The following is a 20142-nucleotide window of genomic DNA, read 5'->3' as shown; positions in this document are numbered from 1 at the left end:
GTTAACCTCAAGTATCAATGATTAACTCACCTTAACCTTATGTTAATTAGGGCGACAAAATGCGTGACATTACCCTGCGACAGATCGAAGTTATTCGGGCCGTGATGCTGCGCGGAACCATCATTGGCGCGGCGGAATATCTCGGGGTTTCCGCCCCCGGCATCAGCCGATTGATCAAGCATACAGAAGAAACCCTGGACCTCCGACTGTTCGAAAGGCGCGCGGGTCTCTTTGTCCCCTCCGTCGAAGCACAGGCCGTCTTTGACCAAATCCGCACCGTTTATAAGGGCGTCGAAAATCTTCAGATTGCGCTAGAGAGCCTGAAGAAAGGTGAGGACGTCAACCTTCCCTTCGCCTCTGCGCCCTCTGTCGCCCAGTTCATCGCCGCGCGCGCGATCCGCAACATTCGGGAACATTTCCCTGATCTCTACATCGACCTCAATATTCTAAAGATCGAGGAAACGGTCGACTACCTTCTTCTCGAACGCGGTGAATTTGTGATCATGAGCTCCAATGTAGATAACCCCGGCATCGAGGCGCAGGAGATTGCGGAGACCACCCTTGTCTGTGTGTTGCCGGAGGGGCACCGCCTCGCCGAGAAAGAGGAGATCTCTGTGTTCGATCTGATCGACGAACCGCTCGTCGGGGTCGATCCGGAAGATCCCTATGGGGCGTCGCTCGTCCGACCGTTCCTTGAAGCGGGACTTGAAGTGCGGCACAGCATGCGCGGGCGCTTTGCTCAGACTGTGGTGAGCCTTGTGCGCCACGGGCTCGGCGTCGCGCTCATTGATCGCTTCTCGGTCGCGGAGGTCTATATGCCGGGAATCGTCCGTCGCCCGCTTAAGGAACCGACCTCCGTCAAAAGCTATGTCGTGACCAAACAGGGCCGTGTTTTGTCGAGTTTTGCCGAGTATGCCATCACCCAATTCAAGCGAGAACTCACTCTGGCGGCGCGTGAACCACTGTCTACTTGAGCGCTAACACCATCTTTCGAGGGGTTTCGTTACGAATTCACCCAATATTAACACAAAGTTAATATTTCGAAAATTTCGGTATTTGACGTTATCCCAAAAATGCGCGACGTTTTGTCGTAGGCCGGATGCGGAGGGGTATCCAGCGTATATTCAATGGGAGGAAACTCATGAAGAAATTTGTAATTGGCGCAGTGTCTGCGCTGAGCCTGATGACGTCTGCAGCAATCGCGCAGGATTACCCGACGAAAGAAATTCAGGGTATCATCCAGTGGGGCGCAGGTGGCTCCACCGATACCGTGATGCGCGCTGTGACCCCGCACGCAGAAGACGTTCTCGGTGGCACGGTCGTCATGCAGAACATGACCGGCGGCGTTGGCGCAATCGCACTCAACCACGTCGCAAACGAAGATGCAGACGGCTACAAGCTGCTGATGGGCGCTGAAAACCCGCTGCTCTACAAAGTGATGGGCCTCGGCGACAAAGACTACAGCGACTTCGTTCCGATCAACATCCTTGCCCGCGGCACCGCAATCCTCGTGGCCAACAACGACGCACCGTTCGATGACTACGCAGGCATGATGGCCTACATCGCGGAGAACCCGGGCGAACTTCGCATCGGCTCCACCGGTCCGGGCGGTCTGCCGTCTGTTGTGACCGCGATGATCGAAACCGTTGAAGGCGAACTTGACGTCATCTCCATCCCTTACGACGGTGACGGCCCTGCCCTGACCGCACTTCAAGGCGGCGCAATCGACGTGATGCCGGCGGTGCTTGGTGCCTCCATCGAGGCGATCAAAGCAGGCAACATGAAGCCGCTCGCGATCATGGACACCACGGCCAACGAATACCTCCCGGGCGTTCCGGCTGTGACTGACTTCAACGAAGGCTTCGCAACCTACCTGCCGTGGGGCCCGTTCTTCGGCGTGTTCGTGAAGCAAGGCACCGATGAAGCCATCGTGTCCAAGCTCCAAGGCGCCTATGCAGAAGCCGCCACCAATCAGGATTTTGTTGACCTGATGGCGTCCCGCGGGTTCACCTTGATGAACATCTCCGGTGACGAAGCCCAGAGTTTCCTGACCAAATGGCAGCAAGGCACCAGCTGGCTTCTGCAGGACGCTGGTCTGACCAAAGCATCCCCGGAAGAGTTCGGCATCGCACGTCCGGGCGAATAATCAACTGACTTCGGGACCGTTCTGTAAGCTCGGTTCCTGAGCGACGAAGCGCCGCTCTTTCACGAAAGGGCGGCGCTTTCCAATTCTGGTGAGGGATACCGAGGAGGAAGGCATCATGAATCACGAGCACGTTCACGACGAAAGCCATGAGGGCCACGCCGACGCGCAGCCCGGGGGCCTCGCATCCGAGCGCCGTCCCGGCGAACTGGCATTCACCATCGTGCTGGTCGCGTTTTCGGGGTTCCTTCTTTGGGAAGCTTACGGGATCTCCGGTTTTGAGGCCCTGTCCGGTCCGGGTGCAATCCCGATGGCCACAACATTTGTGATGTTGGTCAGCGCGGTCATTCTGCTGTTCAAAGCCGCGCGGCTGAAACTCACTGCGGATGAGACCTTCATGGTCGATATCACGCCGCCGCTGGTCCTCGTGCTCGCAGCCTTCCTCGTGGTCTATGGCCTGCTTCTGAAACCGCTCGGCTTCCTGCCCACCTCGGCGCTCTTCCTCGTGGCGTCGATCAAGATCCTTGCGCGCCGCAGCTGGGGCTTCACGATCACGGTCGGTCTCGGCAGTCTGCTCCTGATCTACCTCATCTTCCGCATCGTCTTCTCCGTGTTGATACCAGCGGGCATCATCCCCGAAGCAGAAATCATCCAGTTTTTCCGTAACCTCTTTGCAGGAGGAGCATAATGGACGCCTTTCTCGCCTTTTTCACGATCTTCACCCATCTTGAACTGCTCCTGCTCGTCGGCCTCGGGACCTTTGCAGGCGTCTATGTCGGCGCCATCCCGGGCCTGTCAGTCACGATGGCGGTGTCGATCCTGATCTCGTTCACCTTCTCCTGGGACGTTCTGCCCGCAATCTCGCTCATGATCGGCATCTACATGGGCGGCGTTTACGGCGGCTCGCGCACGGCGATCCTGCTCAACATTCCGGGTGCGCCTTCGGCCATTGCAACCGCCCTCGACGGCTATCCCATGGCGCAACGTGGCGAAGCCGGTGAAGCGATCGGCACGACCACGGTCATGTCCTTCTTTGGCGGCCTGATCGGCATCGGTGTGCTCGCCTTGCTCGCGCCCTTCGTCTCTGATTTCGCGCTCAAATTCCAACCGCGCGACTACATGCTTCTCGCTGTGCTCGGCATTCTTCTCGTCGGCTCTCTGTCCTCCGGCTCCCTGATCAAAGGCATCTTCGCCGGTGCGTTCGGGATCGCAATTGGCGCGGTGGGTATGGACCCGCTGACCTTTACGGAGCGTTTCACCTTTGACATCCCGCTGATGCGCGGCGGCATCAACTTTATCGCTGTTATGATCGGTATGTTCGGTGTGTCTGAGGCCCTCATGCAGCTGCACCACGTCAACAAGGACGCCGTGCGCCAGCAGATCAACCGCATCGTGCCCTCCTTTGGCACGATCAAGAAATACCTGCCGCTGAGCCTTCAAACCTCCAGCCTCGGCGTGATCATCGGCGCCCTGCCCGGCACCGGCGGCGACATTGCAGCGCTCATGGCCTACGACCACGCCAAGCGCGTAACCAAGAACCCAGAGCGTCCCTTCGGTGAAGGCGCGATGGAAGGGCTCGTGGCGCCGGAAACCGCGAACAACGCGGCCGTGGGCGGCGCCTTCATCCCGATGATGACTCTCGGTATTCCGGGTGACGCCGTGACCGCGATTATGATCGGCGCCCTGTTCATCCACGGCCTGAACCCCGGCCCGATGCTCATGATCGAGAAACCGGATATGTTCTGGTTCATCGTCGGTGCGCTCGTCTGTGCGAACTTCTTCATGCTGCTCTTCGGCCTGACGGGTATCAAACTCTTCACCAAGATCGTGGAAATGCCGCGCGCTGTGCTGATCCCGCTGATCCTGCTCTTGTCCATCGTGGGTGCCTATGCGGTTAACAACTCCATCACCGACGTCTACTGGATGCTCGGATTTGGCGTCATCGGCTACATGATGCGGCACTACGGTTATCCGCTCGGCCCTGTCATCCTCGGCGTCATTCTCTCGCGCCTGCTCGATGACAACTGGAGGCGAGCGATCATCTCCGAACGCGAAGACCTCGGGCGTTTCTTCCATGGCATTTTCACAAGCCCGCTGTCGCTTGTGTTGTTCATGGCTGTTGTCCTGATCTTCGTGTCCCAAACCCCGCTCTGGACAAAGTTCCGCAAGAAAGAAAGCTCCTGAAAATGAGTGCCCCTGATATTCTCCTTGGCCTGATCGGCGACAACATCGCCGCCTCCCGCTCCCCGCGGCTGCATGAACTTGCCGGAGAGCAGAATGATAAACGCGTCCGCTATGACCGGCTCGTTCCCAAAGACATGGGGCTGGATTGGGAAGCGATCTTCGACGGCCTTGGCGCGAAGGGATATCGGGGCACGAACATCACCTATCCGTATAAGGAACTGGTGATCGGCAAACTGCAAATCGATGATCCGCTCGTGCGGGCCATCGGCGCCTGTAACACGGTGATTTTCGAGGGCGACACCCCGAAGGGCTACAACACCGACTATTCCGGTTTCGTCGCAGCCTACAAACGCGAGCGTGGCGAGGCCCCCACGGGTCGAACGCTCATGATCGGCACCGGTGGTGTGGGGCGGGCGGTGGCTTTCGGGCTGATCGCCCTCGGCGCGCCTGAAATCCGTCTCTGTGATCTCGACCGCAGCAAAGGCGAAGCCCTCGCCGCCGATCTGCGCGCCGCATCGCCGGAGACCACCGTCACCGTCTATGACACCCCGTCCGAGGCCGCCAATGGCGTGGACGGTCTCATCAACTGCACACCGGTCGGTATGGTGGGTAAAGAGGGCACCCCCCTCCCCGCCGATGCCATCGGAGACGCAAAATGGGCGTTCGACGCGGTCTATACCCCCGCCGACACCGAGTTCCTCACCGACTGCACCGCGCGCGGCCTCGACATTATCTCGGGTTGGGAGCTGTTCTTCTTCCAAGGCGTCCATGCCTGGAAACTCTTCACGGGCCTTCCGCTCGACGAGGACAAACTGCGTCAAGACCTTCTTGCATAAGGAGAAAGACCTATGAAAACTTCAATTGCGACCGTCTCGATTTCCGGTGATCTTCGCGAAAAACTCGAAGCCATTGCTGCGGCGGGCTTCGACGGGATTGAAATTTTCGAACAGGACTTCATCGCTTATGACGGCAGCCCGCGCGACGTGGGCAATATGATCCGCGATCACGGTCTCGAAATCTCGCTTTTCCAGCCGTTTCGCGATTTCGAAGGCTTGCCGGAGCCGATGCGCGCAAAAGCCTTCGATCGGGCGGAGCGCAAATTCGACCTCATGGAAGAGCTCGGCACCGATCTGGTGCTCGTTTGCTCGACTGTGCACCCTCAGTCTCTCGGCGGGATTGACCGTGCCGCCAATGACTTCCACGACCTCGGCGAACGCGCCGCCAAACGCGGATTGCGCGTGGGCTATGAGGCACTGGCGTGGGGCACACATGTCAACGATCACCGCGATGCATGGGAAATCGTGCGTCGTGCGGATCATCCGAACATCGGCCTCATCGTCGACAGCTTCCACACCCTGAGCCGCAAACTCGACCCCGCTAGCATCCGGTCTGTGCCGGGGGACAAAATCTTCTTCGTTCAAATGGCCGACGCGCCTCTGATCAACATGGACCTGCTCTATTGGTCCCGCCACTTCCGCAATATGCCCGGCGAAGGCGATCTCGACATGGTCGGTTTTATGAGCGCTGTCATGGCGACGGGCTATAGCGGGCCGGTGTCGCTCGAGATTTTCAACGACTACTTCCGTGGCGCAAACACGCGGCAGTTGGCGCGTGACGGCTATCGCTCGCTCGTTGCGCTGATGGATGATGTTCACCGCGCGGAACCCGATTTGAAGATCGATGTGCCGGACCTGCCCGCACGCGCCAAACCCGGCGACGTGTCCTTTGTCGAGTTCGCATCACGCGGCAAAGAGGCCGAAAAGCTCGGCACGCTCCTGAGCACGCTCGGCTTCTCCCCCGCCGCCAACCACCGGAACAAAGAGATCACGCTCTGGCAACAGGGCGACATCCGCCTCGTGGTAAATGAAGAACGCGAAGGCCACGCCGCACATGCCTTCAACGCGCGCGGCACAACCGTCTGTGATCTCGGCCTGACGGTCGACTCCGCCAAGGATGCCCTCACCCGCGCAACGGCGACGGGCGCGGAATCCTTTGTCCAACCGCTTGGTGTCGGTGAACTCGAAATCCCTGCGGTCCGCGGTCTGAGCGGCTCTGTGCTCCACTTCATCGACGAGACCAGCGGCCTTGAGCGCGTGTGGGAGATTGAATTCGAACCGATTGAAAACACGGACCTTCGCGGTGCCGGACTAGAGCGTATTGATCACGTAGCACAAACGATGAGCTATGAGGACATGCTGAGCTGGACGCTGTTCTACACGTCTATCTTCGACGTGAACAAAAGCCCGATGGTCGATGTCATCGACCCTGACGGCTTGGTGCGGTCTCAGGTCATTTCCGGACGCGACAACAAACTGCGGATCACCCTGAACGGTGCCGACACACACCGGACGCTGGCAGGCCGGTTCCTCGCCGACACGTTCGGCGCGTCGGTTCAGCACTTGGCCCTTGCGACCAAGGACATTTTCGACACCGCCGACAAACTGTCGGAGCGAGGGTTCGAAGCTCTGCAAATCTCACCGAACTACTATGCCGATCTCAAGGCCCGTTTCGACTTTCCTCCGGGGTTGATCGAGAAAATGCAGGCCGCGAACATCCTCTACGACCGCGATGACAAGGGCGAGTTCTTTCAGATGTATTCCGGTAGCTTCGCGGGCGGGATGTTCTTTGAAATCCTGCAGCGCGACGGGTATGCGGGCTATGGCGCACCGAACGCACCGTTCCGGATCGCGGCCCAAAAGCGCAAACTGAGCCCCAAGGGCCTGCCGCTGCGCTGATATCGGCGCAATCGAATTCTTCTGAATTTCCGAGACTTACGCGTTGATCGCCGGATCAGCCGGCCTCTTCGATTCGATGAAACCGCGACTTTGCATAGACGAGCGCATTGCCCGCCTCGGGCCGAAGGCGCGCCTCGTCGATGCGTCCGATAAAGACGCGGTGAGAGCCATTGTCGCTCTCGGAGGTTACCGTGCAGGACAGCGACGCGACCGCCGTTTCCAGAACCGGCAGACCTAGCGCGTCCTGCGTCCAGTGTCCTACGTCAAACTTCTCCGCACCATGTGTGCCGCCCGCGCCTGCAAACCGCATCGCAAGATCATTCTCGCTCTCTGCCAAAAGCTGCACACTGAATTTCGCTTCGCGCGAAATCACGTCGCAGGCGTCAACCTTTCGGTTCACACAGATCAGGAGGCTCGGCGGTTCGTCGGTCAGGGAACAGACGGCCGTCGCCGTCAATCCACGGCGCTCGTCGCCCTCGCCCACGGTAATCAGCGTCACCGCCCCGGGAAACAACGACATCGACGAGCGAAACATCTCTTTGCTGATCGTCATGAGTAAGTTCCCCTTCAAGGTTCCGCAGAGCATAGAATACGCCCGATCAGTCGGGACAGGTCGGGCTTCCATAAAACAAGTCTTCCCCGACATCTAGGGCGCAACTGGGACGTGGTCCACCCACTCAATCGCGCCACCGCGATTTCAGGAGCGCGTCGGGGGTCTCACGGCTCTCCAATCGCCCCGAAACTATCGCGCCACTTTGCGATGAACTGCTCACGCCGATGCACATCCATCGCGACGAGGAGTGTCGGATCAATCGGGATATAGCGCTCTGTGCTGTCAGAGCGCGCCCGCTCATCCCCGTCGTTTTCCTGAATCATATCCGCTTTCGCCAAGAGCGTCCGCCCGGCGCCCGACAGCAGGAAATCGAGAAATGCCCCTGCAGTTTCCTTTTCCTGCGCCCCTTTCGGGATCATCAACGCGCGGGACAGGAACATGGTGTAGTCTTCGGGATAAATCACCCCAAGGTTCTCATGCGGCGCTGTCGTGACATAGGACCCGAGGACATTATAGGCGAACTTGTAGCGTCCACTGTCCACGGCCGCGATGATCTCGGCAGAGCAACAGGTCGCGACGGCATCAACGCGGGCGAAAGCCTCTAACATCCCGCCGAACGTCGTCGCCTGCTGACTGTCCATGAAGGCAAAGAGAAACCCGAGACCGGAGGCCTCGATGTCATAGGTCGCGATCTTGCCGCGATACTCATCCGAGGACCGGCGCATGAGATCCAAGAGGCCAAAACGCGTGCGCGGGATTTCGTCCGCGGACACGAGGTTTTTGTTGTAGATGATCACGGCCGCTTCGCGGGTGATGCCCCAAAGCTCATCGCGCCAGCGTCTCTGAGACGGCAAATTGGACGTAAATTCAGAGCGGTAAGCACTCGCACACGCGCGGTTCACCAGATCGATCATTTGATGCACCCCAGAGGAGATGACCACATCCGCAGAGCTGTTTCGACCGTCACAGGCGGCGCGACTGTCGGCATAGAGCGCGTTCGAGCCCCATTGTTCATAGCGCAGCTCGACATCGGGATTGGCGGCCACGAATGCCGCGAGCAGATCGGAGAAGATCGAGATGTCGGTCGTGGACCGGATCAAAAGCGTCGTCACAGGCGCGCTGTCTGGCGCGGTGAAAACCTCTACGGCCTCCTGTGCCTGCGCGGGACCGGAGAGCGTTAGAAAGACGGTCGCCCATTTGGCAAATCTCCGCAGCATCATGAGCGTGTCTCCTCATCTCGGGTCGGGAGCCTCAGAGAGACGCGAAACCCGTCCTCTACCCGCTCCATGAGCACCTCACCGCCAAATGCCTTGGCCACCGCATCGACAATCGACAGCCCGAGCCCCGCGCTATCCCCTTTCGAGGCGGCGGAGCGTTCGAACCGCTGGCCGATTGTGTTGAGAACCTCTTCTGGCGGGCCGTCTCCGCAATCCTGAACCCAGATCACACCGACACCCTCGCCCTCCGAGACGCCGATCATCACGGGCGGCACGCCGTGGCGCATGGCGTTCGCCAGCATATTCTTCACCGCTTCGCCGAGTGAGATTTCATCCGCCATCACGACGACCGGCACCTCCCCGATGGAGAGATCGACCGACGCGTCAGGCGCGAGAACTTCGTGGTCGTTTTCCTCGAACACATTCAACGCCACATCGCGCAGGTCAATCGGTTCCGGCGGCGCGTTGTCCGTCCGGTGCATCACCATCGCGCGCGACAGCATCTGATCGAGCAGTGTCCCGAGAGACCGCGTCCGCTTCACGAGACGGTCGAGACGCGCGCCCCGCCGCGTGTCATCGTCCTCAATCGCCAGTTCCGCTTGGGCGCGAATGGCGGCGACGGGCGTGCGCAACTGGTGCGCTGCGTCGGAAATCAGGTGTTTCATCGCGCCGACCTGACGATCCAGACGCTGCATAAAGCGGTTCAATGCATGGACCATGACGGCCACCTCCGCCGGTCCCTGCGCGGGCATCGGCGTGAGGTCATAGGGATCACGTTCTGAGAGATCGCGGGTGAGACGCTCCAACGGTTTCATCGACGAGCGGATCACAAAAAACGCACTGAGCAGGAGTGCAATCCCGCCAACCCCCGTGACCAAAACGGCCCCGCGCGTGAGATCCAGTGCCATGGCGTTGCGTGCGCGCAAAGTGTGTCCAACCGTTACATAGACCGCACCGGAGAAGTCGCGTTCCGAAAACCGCCGCGCGACCGTGACAAACCGCGCGCCTTCGCCCTGCATCCGGCTGTCATAGAACATAGGCTCGGTGAGCACGTCCCTGAGGTTCGGGTTCTTCCCCTCGCCGTCATAGCCCGTCAGAACCGCACCATCCGGCCCTTGAACGGCATAGAACACGCGGTCGTCTTCGGCGAGCGCCAAGAGACCGAACGCGGACACGGGAATATCCGCAATCGGTCTCCCGTCGAGCACGAAAATGGTTTCCGCCATGTCGTTGGCGGCGCCGAGCAGGATGCGATCAAACGACTGCCGCGCGGCGTTGCGGCCGTAGGCGAAGGCCGCGATCGTGATAAGGATGCCGCCCATGGCCAGGAGCGACAGAACCCCGCCCATCACCTTTGACAACACGGAACGTTCGGTGCGTGGGGCGCCGGAGATGCCAGTCCGCCGGTTATCCATCGTTGAAAATCCTGTAGCCAACCCCGCGCTGGGTCTCGATGGAGACCGTTGAGGAGGCGAGCTTTTTGCGCAGGCGGGCGATGTAGAGCTCGATGGCATTCAGACCGACGTCGGCGTCATCGAATGCAAAGAGACCATCATAAAGCCGCGCTTTACTGAGCGGTGTCTTCTGATTGCGCAACAAAAGCCCTAAAAGCGTCGCCTCGCGCCGCGTAAGGTTGAGCGGCACACCGTCGAGTGTCGCGGACAGCCCCGCAGGCGAAAAACTCAGCGGCCCGAGCGTCACCACATCGGATTTCTGCTCCGCCTCGCGCCGGACAAGGGCACGAAGGCGGGCTTCGAGTTCGCGTTGATCGAACGGTTTGACGAGATAATCGTCGGCCCCGAGGTTCAGGGCCGACACACGATCATCGACAGAAAAGAGCGCGGTGAGCATCAGAACAGGCGTCCGGTCTCCGCCCGCGCGCAGGTCTTGCAAGAGATCAATCCCGTTGCGATCCGGCAGGTTGATGTCGAGGACAATCGCGTCATACCTTTGAACTGCAAGGAAATCTTCCGCATCCTCGCAGGTCTCTGCGAGATCACAGGCCATGCCGGATTTACCCAGACGGATGGCAATAGCCTCGGCGACGTCTGCCGCATCTTCAACGATTAATACCCGCATCATCCCTCCGAAAGCATCAGCCTGTCAGTGATGACAGGTTCGTGACAGCTTTGCCGATTACACCTCCTTCATAGCCTTTCGCGAGGAGACCGCAAACATGTGGTGCGAAAGCTGCGGACATCGGGCGGCCATACGGCCCGAACGAAAAATATGTGGAGGAGTTTACACATGATCATCAAGGCAACCCGCCTCACCCTCGCTGCCGCTCTGCTCGGCGCAACTACCCTTGGCGCATTCGCAGACGGTTTCACCCCTGAGAACCCCGAATGTATCGCTCCGGCAAACCCGGGCGGTGGCTGGGACTTCACCTGCCGTCAGGTCGGCAAATCGCTTCAGGACCAAGGTCTGCTCGAGAAAACCATGCAGGTCGTCAACCTCGCCGGTGGCGGCGGTGGCGTGGCCTTTGCAGAAGTCGTCAACAAGCGCGGCGATGACAACGACCTGATCGTTGCCGCTTCCTCGGCCACGGCGACCCGTCTCGCCCAAGGCGCCTATCCGGGCAACACCATGGATCAGGTACGCTGGCTCTCCTCCGTGGGCGCTGATTACGGTGTGATCGCCGTGGCCGCAGACAGCGAGATCACCGATCTCCCGACCCTGCTCGAGATGGTCAAATCCGACCCGACCGCTGTGTCCGTGGCTGGCGGTTCTGCCGTTGGCGGCTGGGACCACCTCAAAGTCCTGATCGCAGCAAACGCATACGGCGTCGAAGACGTCCGCACCGTGAAATACATCGCGTTTGATGGCGGTGGCGAAGCTGTGACCCAGCTGCTCGCAGGCTCCGTTCAGGCCTTCACCGGTGACATTTCCGAAGCCAAAGGCTTTGTCGACAGCGGCGACATCCGCGTGATCGCAGTGCTCGCCCCCGAACGTCTCGGCGGTGAATTCGCAGAGTTCCCGACCGCACGTGAGCAAGGCGTTGACGCCATCGGCGCAAACTGGCGCGGCTTCTACGCACCGGGCGACATGAGCGACGAAGCCTATGACGCATGGGTGTCCAAAATCGCTGACCTCTATGCATCTGACGAATGGAAAGAGATCATGGCAAACAACGGGTTGGCTCCGCTCGACCTGCAGGGCGCCGAGTTCGAAGCCTTCGTTGCCGACAGCGTCGCCCAGATTCAGCAGATCTCCCGTGACATCGGCATCATCAAGTAAGCCGTAGTCATCCCTCCGAAGCAGGGCGTCGCATTCCACATGCGGCGCCCCGTCTCGCAATTATCCCAAAAGGAGACCACCATGAGTGATCGCATCTTTGGTGTTGTCGGTCTTCTTCTCGCCATCGGGTTCGCCTTTGCGGCTCTGGCCATCGAAGAAAGCTTCCTGTCCGACGCCGTAGGCCCGAAAGCCTTCCCGCTTATCATCGCCGTTGTTCTCGGCCTGAGCTCTATCAGCATCGCCCTCAAACCCGACGCCTCGCCGACATGGCCCAGCCTCGGGCGCTTTGTCGAAATCGTCGCGGCTGTCGTCGTCATGGTGCTCTACGCTGAACTTCTGCCGGTCATCGGCTTTGTTTTCGCGACCGCGTTTGCCGCCACCTATCTCACATGGCGCCTCGGCTCCGGCGTGATTGCGTCTGTCATCACAGGCATCGGCACATCCGTCGGCATTTACGCTGTCTTCCATCTCGTCCTCGGCCTGTCGCTCGCGCGTGGCCCGCTCGGTTTCTAAAGGAGAGGTCTTATGGATACTTTGATGTCTCTCGCAGACGGTTTCGCCATCGCGCTCACGTGGCAAAACCTGATGCTCGCCCTTCTGGGCTGTTTTCTCGGCACGATCATGGGCGCCCTGCCCGGTCTCGGCCCGTCGAACGGCGTGGCCATTCTGATCCCGCTCGCCTTCACCCTCGGCCTCGGCGCGACGCCGTCGCTCATCCTCCTCACGTCGGTCTACTACGGCGCGATGTATGGCGGTCGTATTTCGTCCATCCTGCTCAACATTCCGGGCGATGAACCCGCGATGATGACCTGTCTCGACGGGCACCCGATGGCGAAAAAGGGCATGGCCGGTCAAGCTCTCTCCCTCTCCGGCATCGCGTCCTTCGTCGGTGCGTTCTTCGCGACCTGGGGCCTGATCTTCCTCGCGCCGCAGCTCGTGAAAATCGCACTCCTGTTCGGACCGGCAGAATACTTTGCGCTCTTTGCCCTCGCGTTCATGACGCTCGGCGGCGTGTCCTCCACGAACCAAGCCAAATCCGCTTTTGCGGCCGCGCTCGGCCTCGGCCTCGCCATGATCGGGGTGGACACTCAAACCGGCGTCCCGCGTTTTACCTTCGGCGAAGTGCACCTCTATGACGGTCTGGACTTCCTCGTCGCTATCGTGGGTCTGTTCGCTCTGTCCGAGGTCTTCATCTTCCTCGAACACCGTCACGGCGATGCAGACGGTGACACCGCGAAGATCCGCGTTGGCCGTCTAACGCCGCCGATGTCCATGCTCAAAGAAACCACCCCGACCATGGTGCGCTCCACGTTCCTCGGCTTCCTCGCGGGTGTCCTTCCGGGGGCTGGTGCGTCGCTCGGGTCCTTCATCTCCTACTCCTTCGAGAAACGTCTCGTGGACAAGGATGGCAAGACCTTTGGCAAAGGTGATCCGCGTGGTGTGGCTGCACCTGAGGCAGGCAACAACGCCGCCGCTGGTGGTGCACTCGTTCCGATGCTCGCGCTCGGTGTTCCGGGCTCCGGCACGACCGCTGTTCTGCTCGCCGTGCTGCTGTCTCTGAACATCACGCCCGGCCCGCTGCTGTTCTCGCAGAACCCTGACGTGGTCTGGGGCCTGATTGCGGCGCTGTTCATTGCGAACATCATGCTTCTGGCGATGAACATCCCGATGATCGGCCTGTTCACCCGCGTTCTCATGGTGCCGCCGAAAATCCTCATGCCGATCGTTGCGATGGTGTCTTTTGTGGGGATTTACGGGATTTCCGGCTCGTCCTTCGACCTGCTTGTCATGATCGGCTTTGGTGTCATGGGCTGGGTGCTGCGCAAGCTCGACGTGCCGCTCGTTCCGATCATCCTCGGCACGCTGCTCGGCAACTCGATGGAGAACAACCTGCGCCGCGCGATCAGCATCGACAACGGCAACTGGTGGACCCTCGTGGATAGCCCGCTGTCCATCGCACTCTGGTCCATCGCCATCATCGGCTTCATCCTGCCGCTCATCATCGGCCGCAAGGTGAAAGCACAAATGCACGCGCCCCGCGACGAAGAAGGCGCGATCTCCGACTGATCCTCACTGGACCCGTCGAGAACCTGAGAACCGGCCCAAGTCACGCGGGGCCGGTTCTTTTTTGTTCAGCTAGGGAGATTATTCAGGCCCGTCGCAGACACCCCGCCATCCGCGAGAAGGGTTTGTCCGGTCACATAACCTGCGCCCTCTGAAGCCAGAAAGGCGATCACGGCCGCGATGTCTTCGGGTTTGCCCACGCGTCCGAGCGGCACGCGTTTGGACCGTGCTTCCTCAAGCCCCTCTTTTTCATAGATCGCAGCGGTGAGCGGCGTGCGGATCATCCCCGGTGCCACGGCATTGACCCGAATGCCATCCGGCGCCCATTCCATCGCGAGGTTTTCAACGAGCGAGATAACCGCCGCTTTCGCGGGCGCGTAGGCCGCCTGCCCCAAATGGGCCTGCATGCCCGACATGGACGCGACGACCACAATCGCGCCCTTGGACTCTTTGAGCGCCGGATAGAAGGCCTGCGCTAGAACGAAGGTCGAGCGGACGTTGAGATTGAACATCCGGTCCCATTCTTCGAGCGGTTGCTCTGCCAACGGGGCCGGTTTCCCCGCGCCTGCATTCGACACAAACACGTCAAGACCACCTAGAAACTCGAGCGATTTAGCCGCAATCTCACGCGCCACCTCTGCGTCGCCGAGGTCGCCCGTTAGGAACAAAACTTCGGCACCGAAGCCTTCCAATTCCGCGATCAACTCTGCTGGCGCTGGTTTGCGGCCTGAGGCGGTGGTGACGATCTTGATTTCATCGCCGCGGGCCTGCGCCTCGCGGGCCATCTGGCGCAGGGTTGCGCCCCCGATCCCTTCACTCCCGCCAGTCAACATAATGCGCATAAACTTCCTCCAATTCCTTATTTTTTCGCAGATTTAAGTGCGTTGAGGCCATCGTCGCAAAGCGGCACGACCGCAACAATGGACACATCGCTAGGCGGCTTGAATTTTCGGCCGAGAGAACCGGAATTCTCCAATATTCTCTGTGGCCTGTGCATCGCGACTTTGCCTTATCGCGCCGAGAATACGCGTTAAGACCTAGGGAGGAGTGTCCATGAGTTTCGCAGGAAAAACAGCCGTCATCACAGGGGGCGCGTCGGGCATCGGGTTGGCCGTGGCAGAACTCTTTGCAGCGCGCGGGGCGCGGGTGGCCATTCTCGATATGAATGGCGAACTGGCGGCAGAGAAAGCGGCCTTCTTGGGCGACGGGCATCTCGGCCTTGCGGTCAACGTGACGGATGAAGTCGGCGTGAAAACCGCCTTTGAGACCATCGGGACCGTCGACATTCTGGTGAACAACGCGGGCATTGGAGACATGAACATCCCGACGACCGAGCAAACCATCGACCATGTGCGCCGGATGCTCGACATCCATGTTGCTGGCAGTTTCCTCATGGCGCGTGAGGCGGCGAAGGTGATGCTCGCCGCGGGCCATGGCGGGGCCATCGTCAACCTCGCCTCCATCGCCGCACTCACTGGCCTGCCCCGTCGTAATTCCTACGGAGCCGCAAAGGCCGGATTGGTCGCGATGACGAAATCCATGGCGTCCGAGTGGGGCCGTGCCGGCATCCGTGTGAACGCCGTCGCGCCGGGTTATGTTGCCACCGACCTCGTGCGCGGGTTGATCAAAGACGGGCTTCTCGACACGGACAAAATCCTGCGCAGGGTGCCACTCGGGCGGATGATCGAACCGTCCGAGATCGCGGAGTCCATTGTATTTCTGTGTTCGCCTGCGGCCTCGGCCATCACCGGATCGACCCTCTCGGTCGATGCCGGTTGGATGGCCTACGGCGCGGCGGACGATCTTTAACGGAGCGGCGACACAGAGATTGGGCGGAGGATTTCATGACGCTCGGCGCCTTCGGCGGTCGCCATCGGATCCCCCCCCCAAAGCGTCACAATCTCTCCGACAGTCTCCCCCGAGACCACGCGCCAGCGCCCGACAATGGGTTGGTCACTGTCTGCATCAGCTCCGAACGTGATGCTCTGCATTCCGTCGGCAAAGACAGGCGCATCGGGGGCGTGCGGGTGATTGGTCTTCCGCCCTGCTTCAGCCGCATCCAGCATCGCCCCGCCCTCCAGACGTTCCATGAGCATATTGCGCTGCGACACGATCAGGGGAAACCCTTCCGGCACAAACCCCGTGGTCCATTCCTGATCGGCCCCAAGCCCGACACGCGCCGCCGCACGTTCCTCAAGGCTCTCGTAAATCCAGAGATGATAGAGCCGATTGAGCGCCCCCGTGTCCGTGAGCCAATATCCCGCCATCGGCAAATGCCGCGTTACCGCACCGATGCCCTGTTTCATGAACAATGACAGATAGGCCGGTCCCGTGCCGGGTTTCAGGTCATATGCGCGCAGTTCGTGGATCATCTTGCCCTCCCAATTTCCGCTTGGACAATTCCATTCCCGATCCGCCCAAAACATGCAGGATACGCGGTTTCACTTGAACAATTCGCTCAGGCTTTCTGACGTTCCGCGAGACGCGCCTCCCGATACGCCCCCGGCGGCACACCGACGCGTTGAGAGAAGAAGCGCGAGAAATAGGCCGGGTCTTCGAACCCGAGGTCATAACCCACCTCCGCGACTGTCATGGTCATGTAGATGAGACAACGCTTTGCCTCGATCACCACGCGTTCATGGAGGAGTTGAGAGGCCGTTTTGTCCGCCCGCGCCTTGCAAGCAAGGTTCAATCGCTGGATCGAGACACCGAGTTTGGAGGCATAGAATTCGAGGGCTTTCTGCTCTTTGAAGTGCGCTTCTAGCAACTCGCGGTAGCGGCACAGCAGGTCATAATCGCGGTCAACACGCTGCGGATCAATGCTCCCCGCGTCGGATCGCAGGCGCATCAGGGCCACGAGAATACGTTCGAACTGTGCCTTGATCGCGAGGCGGCGACCGGGGGCAGTCCAGACATATTCGCGGCGCATCCATTCGAAACTTTCCTTAAGCGCCCCGCAATTCGCCTCATCCCCTTGGAGCGGATAGACCGCCGGATGCGCGAGCGCCTCTCCATAGCGCGCGTCCCCTTGGGTCATCGCCTTTGCGTATGTGCCCGCCGCCGTGATGACATGGCCGTCTGTGCCGGGAAGGAAGTGGATTTCGTGCACCATCGCCACCGGAATGACGATCATCGCAGGCACGGGGATCGGATAGGTCTGCGACTCAATCCGGATCTCGCCGCCGCCATGTTCGACATAGAGAAGCTGGATGTGATCGGGGTGCGCGTGCGGACGAATTGTCCAATCGTTTGCGCCGGAGCGATCGCGGATTGGCTCCACATGAACAAAGTCAAGTTCGACCTCCGAAAGCTCCTCACCATATAGATAAATACGTGGAATTAGCTGTTCTTTGACGTGCAGCATCCCTTTTCTCCTCCGCTGTGCATCCGGCTCCTCCTCCGGATGCGTTGGTCAATTGTGCAATGAATTTCGGCGTCCGTCCATTCGCGAATGCGCGGCTGCTTGGCATATCTCGTCACAGGGAGGCGGCTCATTTCCGCCGCACAACTGGAGGAGAAACGATGCAAGACCGCCTCAAGGACGGCACGCACTGTGACGTATTGGTGATCGGCTCTGGCGCGGGTGGCATGTCCACCGCGATCACGGCCAAAAAGAACGGACTCGACGTCATCATCATCGAAAAAGCACCGGTCTTCGGTGGCACCACCGCCTTTTCGGGCGGTGTTCTTTGGATTCCGGGCAATGAACATTGCGCCCCCGGCGATGTAGAGCGGGCGCGCGAGTACATGAAATCCGAAACCGGCAACTTTTTCGAGGCCGAGGCGGTCGACGCCTATCTCGAGAACGGGCCCAAAGCGATCAATTTCTTTGAGAGCGAGACCGAAGTGAAATTCGTGCCCTCTTTCTATCCCGACTACCATCCCGACGCTCCGGGTGGGGCTCAGGTGGGGCGCTCCATCACGGCGGCGCCGTTTGACACGAGCAGCCTTGGCAAAGACCTCAAGCGTCTGCGCCCGCCGCTCTCCACGATCACCTTCATGGGGATGATGTTCAATTCCTCGAACGCCGACATCAAACACTTCTTCAACGCGACAAAGAGCGTCGTGTCCTTCGCCTACGTGACCAAGCGTCTCGCGGCTCACGCCGCCGAAGTCGCACGGTACGGGCGCGGCACGCATGTGACCTCTGGCAACGCACTCGCGGCACGTCTGGCGAAGAGCTGTTTTGATCTCGGGATTCCGATCTACACTGACAGCCCCGCGACCGAGCTTTTGACCGAAAACGGCGCCGTTGTTGGCGCGAAGGTTAAAGGCGAGATGGGTGTTGTGACGGTGCGGGCGTCGAAAGGCGTTGTGCTGGCCGCAGGTGGTTTCGCCCATGATGTCGAGAAAATCCGAGAGGCCTACCCGCATCTGCGGCGCGGTGGCGAACACCTCTCGCCTGTGCCAGAGGACAACACCGGCGACGGGATTGACCTTGGCCGTGCGGTCGGTGGCGCGTTTGACGTCAAATTCTCCGAGACCTCCGCGTGGATGCCCGTGTCCAAGGTGCCGCACAAGGGCGGGTTCAAAGCCTTCCCGCACCTTCTCGACCGTTACAAACCGGGGATCATCGGCGTTCTGGCGAATGGCAAACGCTTCACCAACGAAAGCGAGAGCTACCACGACGTGGGCGCGGCTCTGATCAAGGCCTGCGAAGGTCAGAAAGAGACCGCCTGCTGGCTCATCGCGGACCGTCCGACGATCCGCAAATACGGTCTCGGCTACGCGAAACCCGCGCCCGTGCCGCTCACGCCCTATCTGAAGAACGGCTATCTCGTGTCCGGCAAGACACTCGATGAACTCGCGAAGAACGCGGGCATTGATGCGGCGGGTCTCAAAGAGACCGTTGCGGCCTACAACAAAGACGCGGTGCGCGGCGAGGATCCCGAATTCGGACGTGGCAGCACGGCGTTCAACCGATATCTGGCCGATCCGGAGGTCAAACCGAACCCTTGCGTCGCGCCCGTCACCGAGGGCCCGTTCTACGCGCTCAAGGTCATTATGGGCGATCTGGGGACCTTTGACGGTCTGCAAACCACGGTTGAGGGTCAGGTTCTCGACACCGAACATCACCCGATTGCGGGGCTTTATGCGGTGGGCAACGACCGCGCCTCGATCATGGGCGGCAACTATCCGGGCGCGGGGATTACCCTCGGGCCTGCACTCACCTTCGGCTACATCACGGGCCGTCATCTGGCGGGAGTGGCGTAAATGGGCTGGATTGATTTCACTGGAAAATGCGTTGTTGTCACCGGAGGCTCGGGCGGGATCGGCCGTGCCATGCTGACGACGTTCAAGGAATTGGGGGCCACGGTTGTGGCCCTCGACTACCGCGCCGAGGATGCCGAAGCGGCTGCGCATGATGTGGGCGGTTACGGGTTCGGATGCGACGTGTCCAATCCTGCGTCTGTCGTGCAGGCGGCAGAGGGCATTGCCAAGCTCGGCGGGGCCGATGTGCTCGTGAACAACGCGGGTATCTTGCGCCCCGGACCGCTTGAGGAGTTGAGCCTTGAGGACTGGCAGGCGATGTTGCGCGTGAACCTCGACGGGTGTTTCATCACCGCGCAGGCGTTTGGCGCGCAGATGATTGCGAAAGGCACCGGCGCGCTCATTCATGTCGCGTCGATCTCGGCGAGCCAGCCGCAGCCCTTCTCCGGCGCCTATTCGCCCGGCAAGGCCGCTGTCGCGATGCTCTCGCGCACTTTGGCCTATGAGTGGGGACCGAAGGGCGTGCGTTCCAACGTCGTCTCCCCGGGTCTCGTCCTGACACCCATGTCGGAGCCATTCTATGCCAACACCGAGGTCAAAGTCGCCCGCGAGCGCCGCGTGCCCGTTGGCCGGATCGGCGCCGCCGATGACATGGCAAATGCCGCCGCGTTCCTTGCTTCGGAACGCGCCAGCTATATCAACGGTCAGGAAATTGTGGTGGACGGGGGCTTGAGCCAGACCCTGATGGGAAGCGTCCCCCGTCCCGGATTTACCGAGTGACATGTTAAGGGAGGTGGC

The 20142-nt window shown here is 60.3% G+C and carries 19 protein-coding genes; 12 read left to right on the top strand and 7 right to left on the bottom strand.

The features are described from left to right. Window positions 1-59 precede the first annotated feature (59 nt). The 6 genes from LA304_RS15555 to LA304_RS15530 all read left to right on the top strand — a co-directional run bounded on the left by LA304_RS15555 (window position 60) and on the right by LA304_RS15530 (window position 7062). On the top strand, window positions 60-974 hold the full coding sequence (locus LA304_RS15555; protein ID WP_224504082.1) for a LysR family transcriptional regulator: 915 nt from the start codon (window positions 60-62) through the stop codon (window positions 972-974). A gap of 167 nt (window positions 975-1141) precedes the next feature. Continuing rightward, window positions 1142-2146, top strand: coding sequence for a Bug family tripartite tricarboxylate transporter substrate binding protein (locus tag LA304_RS15550; RefSeq protein WP_224504081.1), 1005 nt, complete (start codon window positions 1142-1144; stop codon window positions 2144-2146). A 115-nt stretch (window positions 2147-2261) separates the two neighbouring features. Further along, on the top strand, window positions 2262-2831 hold the full coding sequence (locus tag LA304_RS15545; protein ID WP_224504080.1) for a tripartite tricarboxylate transporter TctB family protein: 570 nt from the start codon (window positions 2262-2264) through the stop codon (window positions 2829-2831). Beyond that, the gene (locus LA304_RS15540) at window positions 2831-4327 is read left to right on the top strand and encodes a tripartite tricarboxylate transporter permease (RefSeq protein WP_224504079.1); all 1497 of its coding nucleotides are present in this window, start codon (window positions 2831-2833) and stop codon (window positions 4325-4327) included. The genes LA304_RS15545 and LA304_RS15540 overlap by 1 nt, the downstream gene beginning before the upstream one ends. Window positions 4328-4329: 2 nt before the next feature. Continuing rightward, window positions 4330-5163, top strand: a complete 834-nt coding sequence (locus LA304_RS15535; protein ID WP_224504078.1) for a shikimate dehydrogenase family protein — start codon at window positions 4330-4332, stop codon at window positions 5161-5163. 12 nt (window positions 5164-5175) lie between these two features. Continuing rightward, window positions 5176-7062 carry a bifunctional sugar phosphate isomerase/epimerase/4-hydroxyphenylpyruvate dioxygenase family protein gene (locus LA304_RS15530; RefSeq protein WP_224504077.1) on the top strand — a complete coding sequence of 629 codons (1887 nt, stop codon included), beginning with the start codon at window positions 5176-5178 and terminating at the stop codon, window positions 7060-7062. A gap of 55 nt (window positions 7063-7117) precedes the next feature. On the opposite strand, the gene LA304_RS15525 is transcribed toward LA304_RS15530, so the two are convergent. From LA304_RS15525 to LA304_RS15510, 4 genes are all read right to left on the bottom strand, one after another. Next, on the bottom strand, window positions 7118-7615 hold the full coding sequence (locus LA304_RS15525; RefSeq protein ID WP_224504076.1) for a flavin reductase family protein: 498 nt from the start codon (window positions 7613-7615) through the stop codon (window positions 7118-7120). Between the two features lie 164 nt (window positions 7616-7779). Then, on the bottom strand, window positions 7780-8835 hold the full coding sequence (locus LA304_RS15520; protein WP_224504075.1) for an ABC transporter substrate-binding protein: 1056 nt from the start codon (window positions 8833-8835) through the stop codon (window positions 7780-7782). Continuing rightward, window positions 8832-10247, bottom strand: a complete 1416-nt coding sequence (locus LA304_RS15515) for a sensor histidine kinase (RefSeq protein ID WP_224504074.1) — start codon at window positions 10245-10247, stop codon at window positions 8832-8834. The genes LA304_RS15520 and LA304_RS15515 overlap by 4 nt, the downstream gene beginning before the upstream one ends. Then, window positions 10240-10911 (bottom strand): response regulator transcription factor, encoded by a 672-nt coding sequence (locus LA304_RS15510; RefSeq protein ID WP_224504073.1) that lies wholly within the window; start codon window positions 10909-10911, stop codon window positions 10240-10242. Before LA304_RS15510 ends, LA304_RS15515 begins: the two co-directional genes overlap by 8 nt. Before the next feature lie 168 nt (window positions 10912-11079). Here LA304_RS15510 and LA304_RS15505 point away from each other — a divergent pair, with 168 nt between their 5' ends. The 3 genes from LA304_RS15505 to LA304_RS15495 all read left to right on the top strand — a co-directional run bounded on the left by LA304_RS15505 (window position 11080) and on the right by LA304_RS15495 (window position 14136). Then, window positions 11080-12069, top strand: coding sequence for a Bug family tripartite tricarboxylate transporter substrate binding protein (locus LA304_RS15505; RefSeq protein ID WP_224504072.1), 990 nt, complete (start codon window positions 11080-11082; stop codon window positions 12067-12069). An 81-nt stretch (window positions 12070-12150) separates the two neighbouring features. Next, complete coding sequence (locus LA304_RS15500) at window positions 12151-12582, top strand: tripartite tricarboxylate transporter TctB family protein (protein ID WP_224504071.1); 432 nt, start codon at window positions 12151-12153, stop codon at window positions 12580-12582. Between the two features lie 12 nt (window positions 12583-12594). Next, complete coding sequence (locus LA304_RS15495; protein ID WP_224504070.1) at window positions 12595-14136, top strand: tripartite tricarboxylate transporter permease; 1542 nt, start codon at window positions 12595-12597, stop codon at window positions 14134-14136. A gap of 65 nt (window positions 14137-14201) precedes the next feature. Here LA304_RS15495 and LA304_RS15490 read toward each other — a convergent pair whose 3' ends face one another. Further along, on the bottom strand, window positions 14202-14975 hold the full coding sequence (locus LA304_RS15490) for an SDR family NAD(P)-dependent oxidoreductase (protein WP_224504069.1): 774 nt from the start codon (window positions 14973-14975) through the stop codon (window positions 14202-14204). A gap of 211 nt (window positions 14976-15186) precedes the next feature. Here LA304_RS15490 and LA304_RS15485 point away from each other — a divergent pair, with 211 nt between their 5' ends. After that, a complete protein-coding gene (locus LA304_RS15485) occupies window positions 15187-15942 on the top strand; it encodes an SDR family NAD(P)-dependent oxidoreductase (protein ID WP_224504068.1) in 756 nt (251 codons plus the stop codon). On the opposite strand, the gene LA304_RS15480 is transcribed toward LA304_RS15485, so the two are convergent. Continuing rightward, window positions 15939-16505: an NIPSNAP family protein gene (locus LA304_RS15480; protein ID WP_224504067.1), complete on the bottom strand. Its 567-nt coding sequence runs from the start codon at window positions 16503-16505 to the stop codon at window positions 15939-15941. The genes LA304_RS15485 and LA304_RS15480 overlap by 4 nt on opposite strands. An 86-nt stretch (window positions 16506-16591) precedes the next feature. Then, entirely contained in the window at window positions 16592-17497 is a 906-nt protein-coding gene (locus tag LA304_RS15475; protein WP_224504066.1) for a helix-turn-helix domain-containing protein, read from the bottom strand. Window positions 17498-17655: 158 nt separating this feature from the next. Between LA304_RS15475 and LA304_RS15470 the strand changes: the two genes are divergently transcribed. After that, the gene (locus LA304_RS15470; RefSeq protein ID WP_224504065.1) at window positions 17656-19347 is read left to right on the top strand and encodes an FAD-dependent oxidoreductase; all 1692 of its coding nucleotides are present in this window, start codon (window positions 17656-17658) and stop codon (window positions 19345-19347) included. Next, the gene (locus tag LA304_RS15465) at window positions 19348-20124 is read left to right on the top strand and encodes an SDR family NAD(P)-dependent oxidoreductase (RefSeq protein WP_224504064.1); all 777 of its coding nucleotides are present in this window, start codon (window positions 19348-19350) and stop codon (window positions 20122-20124) included. It abuts the gene before it with no gap. The last annotated feature ends 18 nt before the right edge of the window (window positions 20125-20142 follow it).

The organism is Celeribacter litoreus (assembly GCF_020165855.1).
Taxonomy (GTDB): Bacteria; Pseudomonadota; Alphaproteobacteria; order Rhodobacterales; family Rhodobacteraceae; genus Celeribacter; species Celeribacter litoreus.
This window is presented reverse-complemented; position numbering and strand designations above follow the sequence as displayed.

Excerpts from the sequence above, each read along its gene's own strand:
- LA304_RS15525 (WP_224504076.1), bottom strand. The coding sequence starts at position 7,615 with ATGACGATCAGCAAAGAGATGTTTCGCTCGTCGATGTCGTTGTTTCCC.
- LA304_RS15470 (WP_224504065.1), top strand. The coding sequence starts at position 17,656 with ATGCAAGACCGCCTCAAGGACGGCACGCACTGTGACGTATTGGTGATC.
- LA304_RS15535 (WP_224504078.1), top strand. The coding sequence starts at position 4,330 with ATGAGTGCCCCTGATATTCTCCTTGGCCTGATCGGCGACAACATCGCC.
- LA304_RS15510 (WP_224504073.1), bottom strand. The coding sequence starts at position 10,911 with ATGCGGGTATTAATCGTTGAAGATGCGGCAGACGTCGCCGAGGCTATT.
- LA304_RS15555 (WP_224504082.1), top strand. The coding sequence starts at position 60 with ATGCGTGACATTACCCTGCGACAGATCGAAGTTATTCGGGCCGTGATG.
- LA304_RS15550 (WP_224504081.1), top strand. The coding sequence starts at position 1,142 with ATGAAGAAATTTGTAATTGGCGCAGTGTCTGCGCTGAGCCTGATGACG.
- LA304_RS15540 (WP_224504079.1), top strand. The coding sequence starts at position 2,831 with ATGGACGCCTTTCTCGCCTTTTTCACGATCTTCACCCATCTTGAACTG.
- LA304_RS15485 (WP_224504068.1), top strand. The coding sequence starts at position 15,187 with ATGAGTTTCGCAGGAAAAACAGCCGTCATCACAGGGGGCGCGTCGGGC.
- LA304_RS15515 (WP_224504074.1), bottom strand. The coding sequence starts at position 10,247 with ATGGATAACCGGCGGACTGGCATCTCCGGCGCCCCACGCACCGAACGT.
- LA304_RS15475 (WP_224504066.1), bottom strand. The coding sequence starts at position 17,497 with ATGCTGCACGTCAAAGAACAGCTAATTCCACGTATTTATCTATATGGT.
- LA304_RS15545 (WP_224504080.1), top strand. The coding sequence starts at position 2,262 with ATGAATCACGAGCACGTTCACGACGAAAGCCATGAGGGCCACGCCGAC.
- LA304_RS15530 (WP_224504077.1), top strand. The coding sequence starts at position 5,176 with ATGAAAACTTCAATTGCGACCGTCTCGATTTCCGGTGATCTTCGCGAA.
- LA304_RS15465 (WP_224504064.1), top strand. The coding sequence starts at position 19,348 with ATGGGCTGGATTGATTTCACTGGAAAATGCGTTGTTGTCACCGGAGGC.
- LA304_RS15480 (WP_224504067.1), bottom strand. The coding sequence starts at position 16,505 with ATGATCCACGAACTGCGCGCATATGACCTGAAACCCGGCACGGGACCG.
- LA304_RS15520 (WP_224504075.1), bottom strand. The coding sequence starts at position 8,835 with ATGATGCTGCGGAGATTTGCCAAATGGGCGACCGTCTTTCTAACGCTC.
- LA304_RS15505 (WP_224504072.1), top strand. The coding sequence starts at position 11,080 with ATGATCATCAAGGCAACCCGCCTCACCCTCGCTGCCGCTCTGCTCGGC.
- LA304_RS15490 (WP_224504069.1), bottom strand. The coding sequence starts at position 14,975 with ATGCGCATTATGTTGACTGGCGGGAGTGAAGGGATCGGGGGCGCAACC.
- LA304_RS15500 (WP_224504071.1), top strand. The coding sequence starts at position 12,151 with ATGAGTGATCGCATCTTTGGTGTTGTCGGTCTTCTTCTCGCCATCGGG.
- LA304_RS15495 (WP_224504070.1), top strand. The coding sequence starts at position 12,595 with ATGGATACTTTGATGTCTCTCGCAGACGGTTTCGCCATCGCGCTCACG.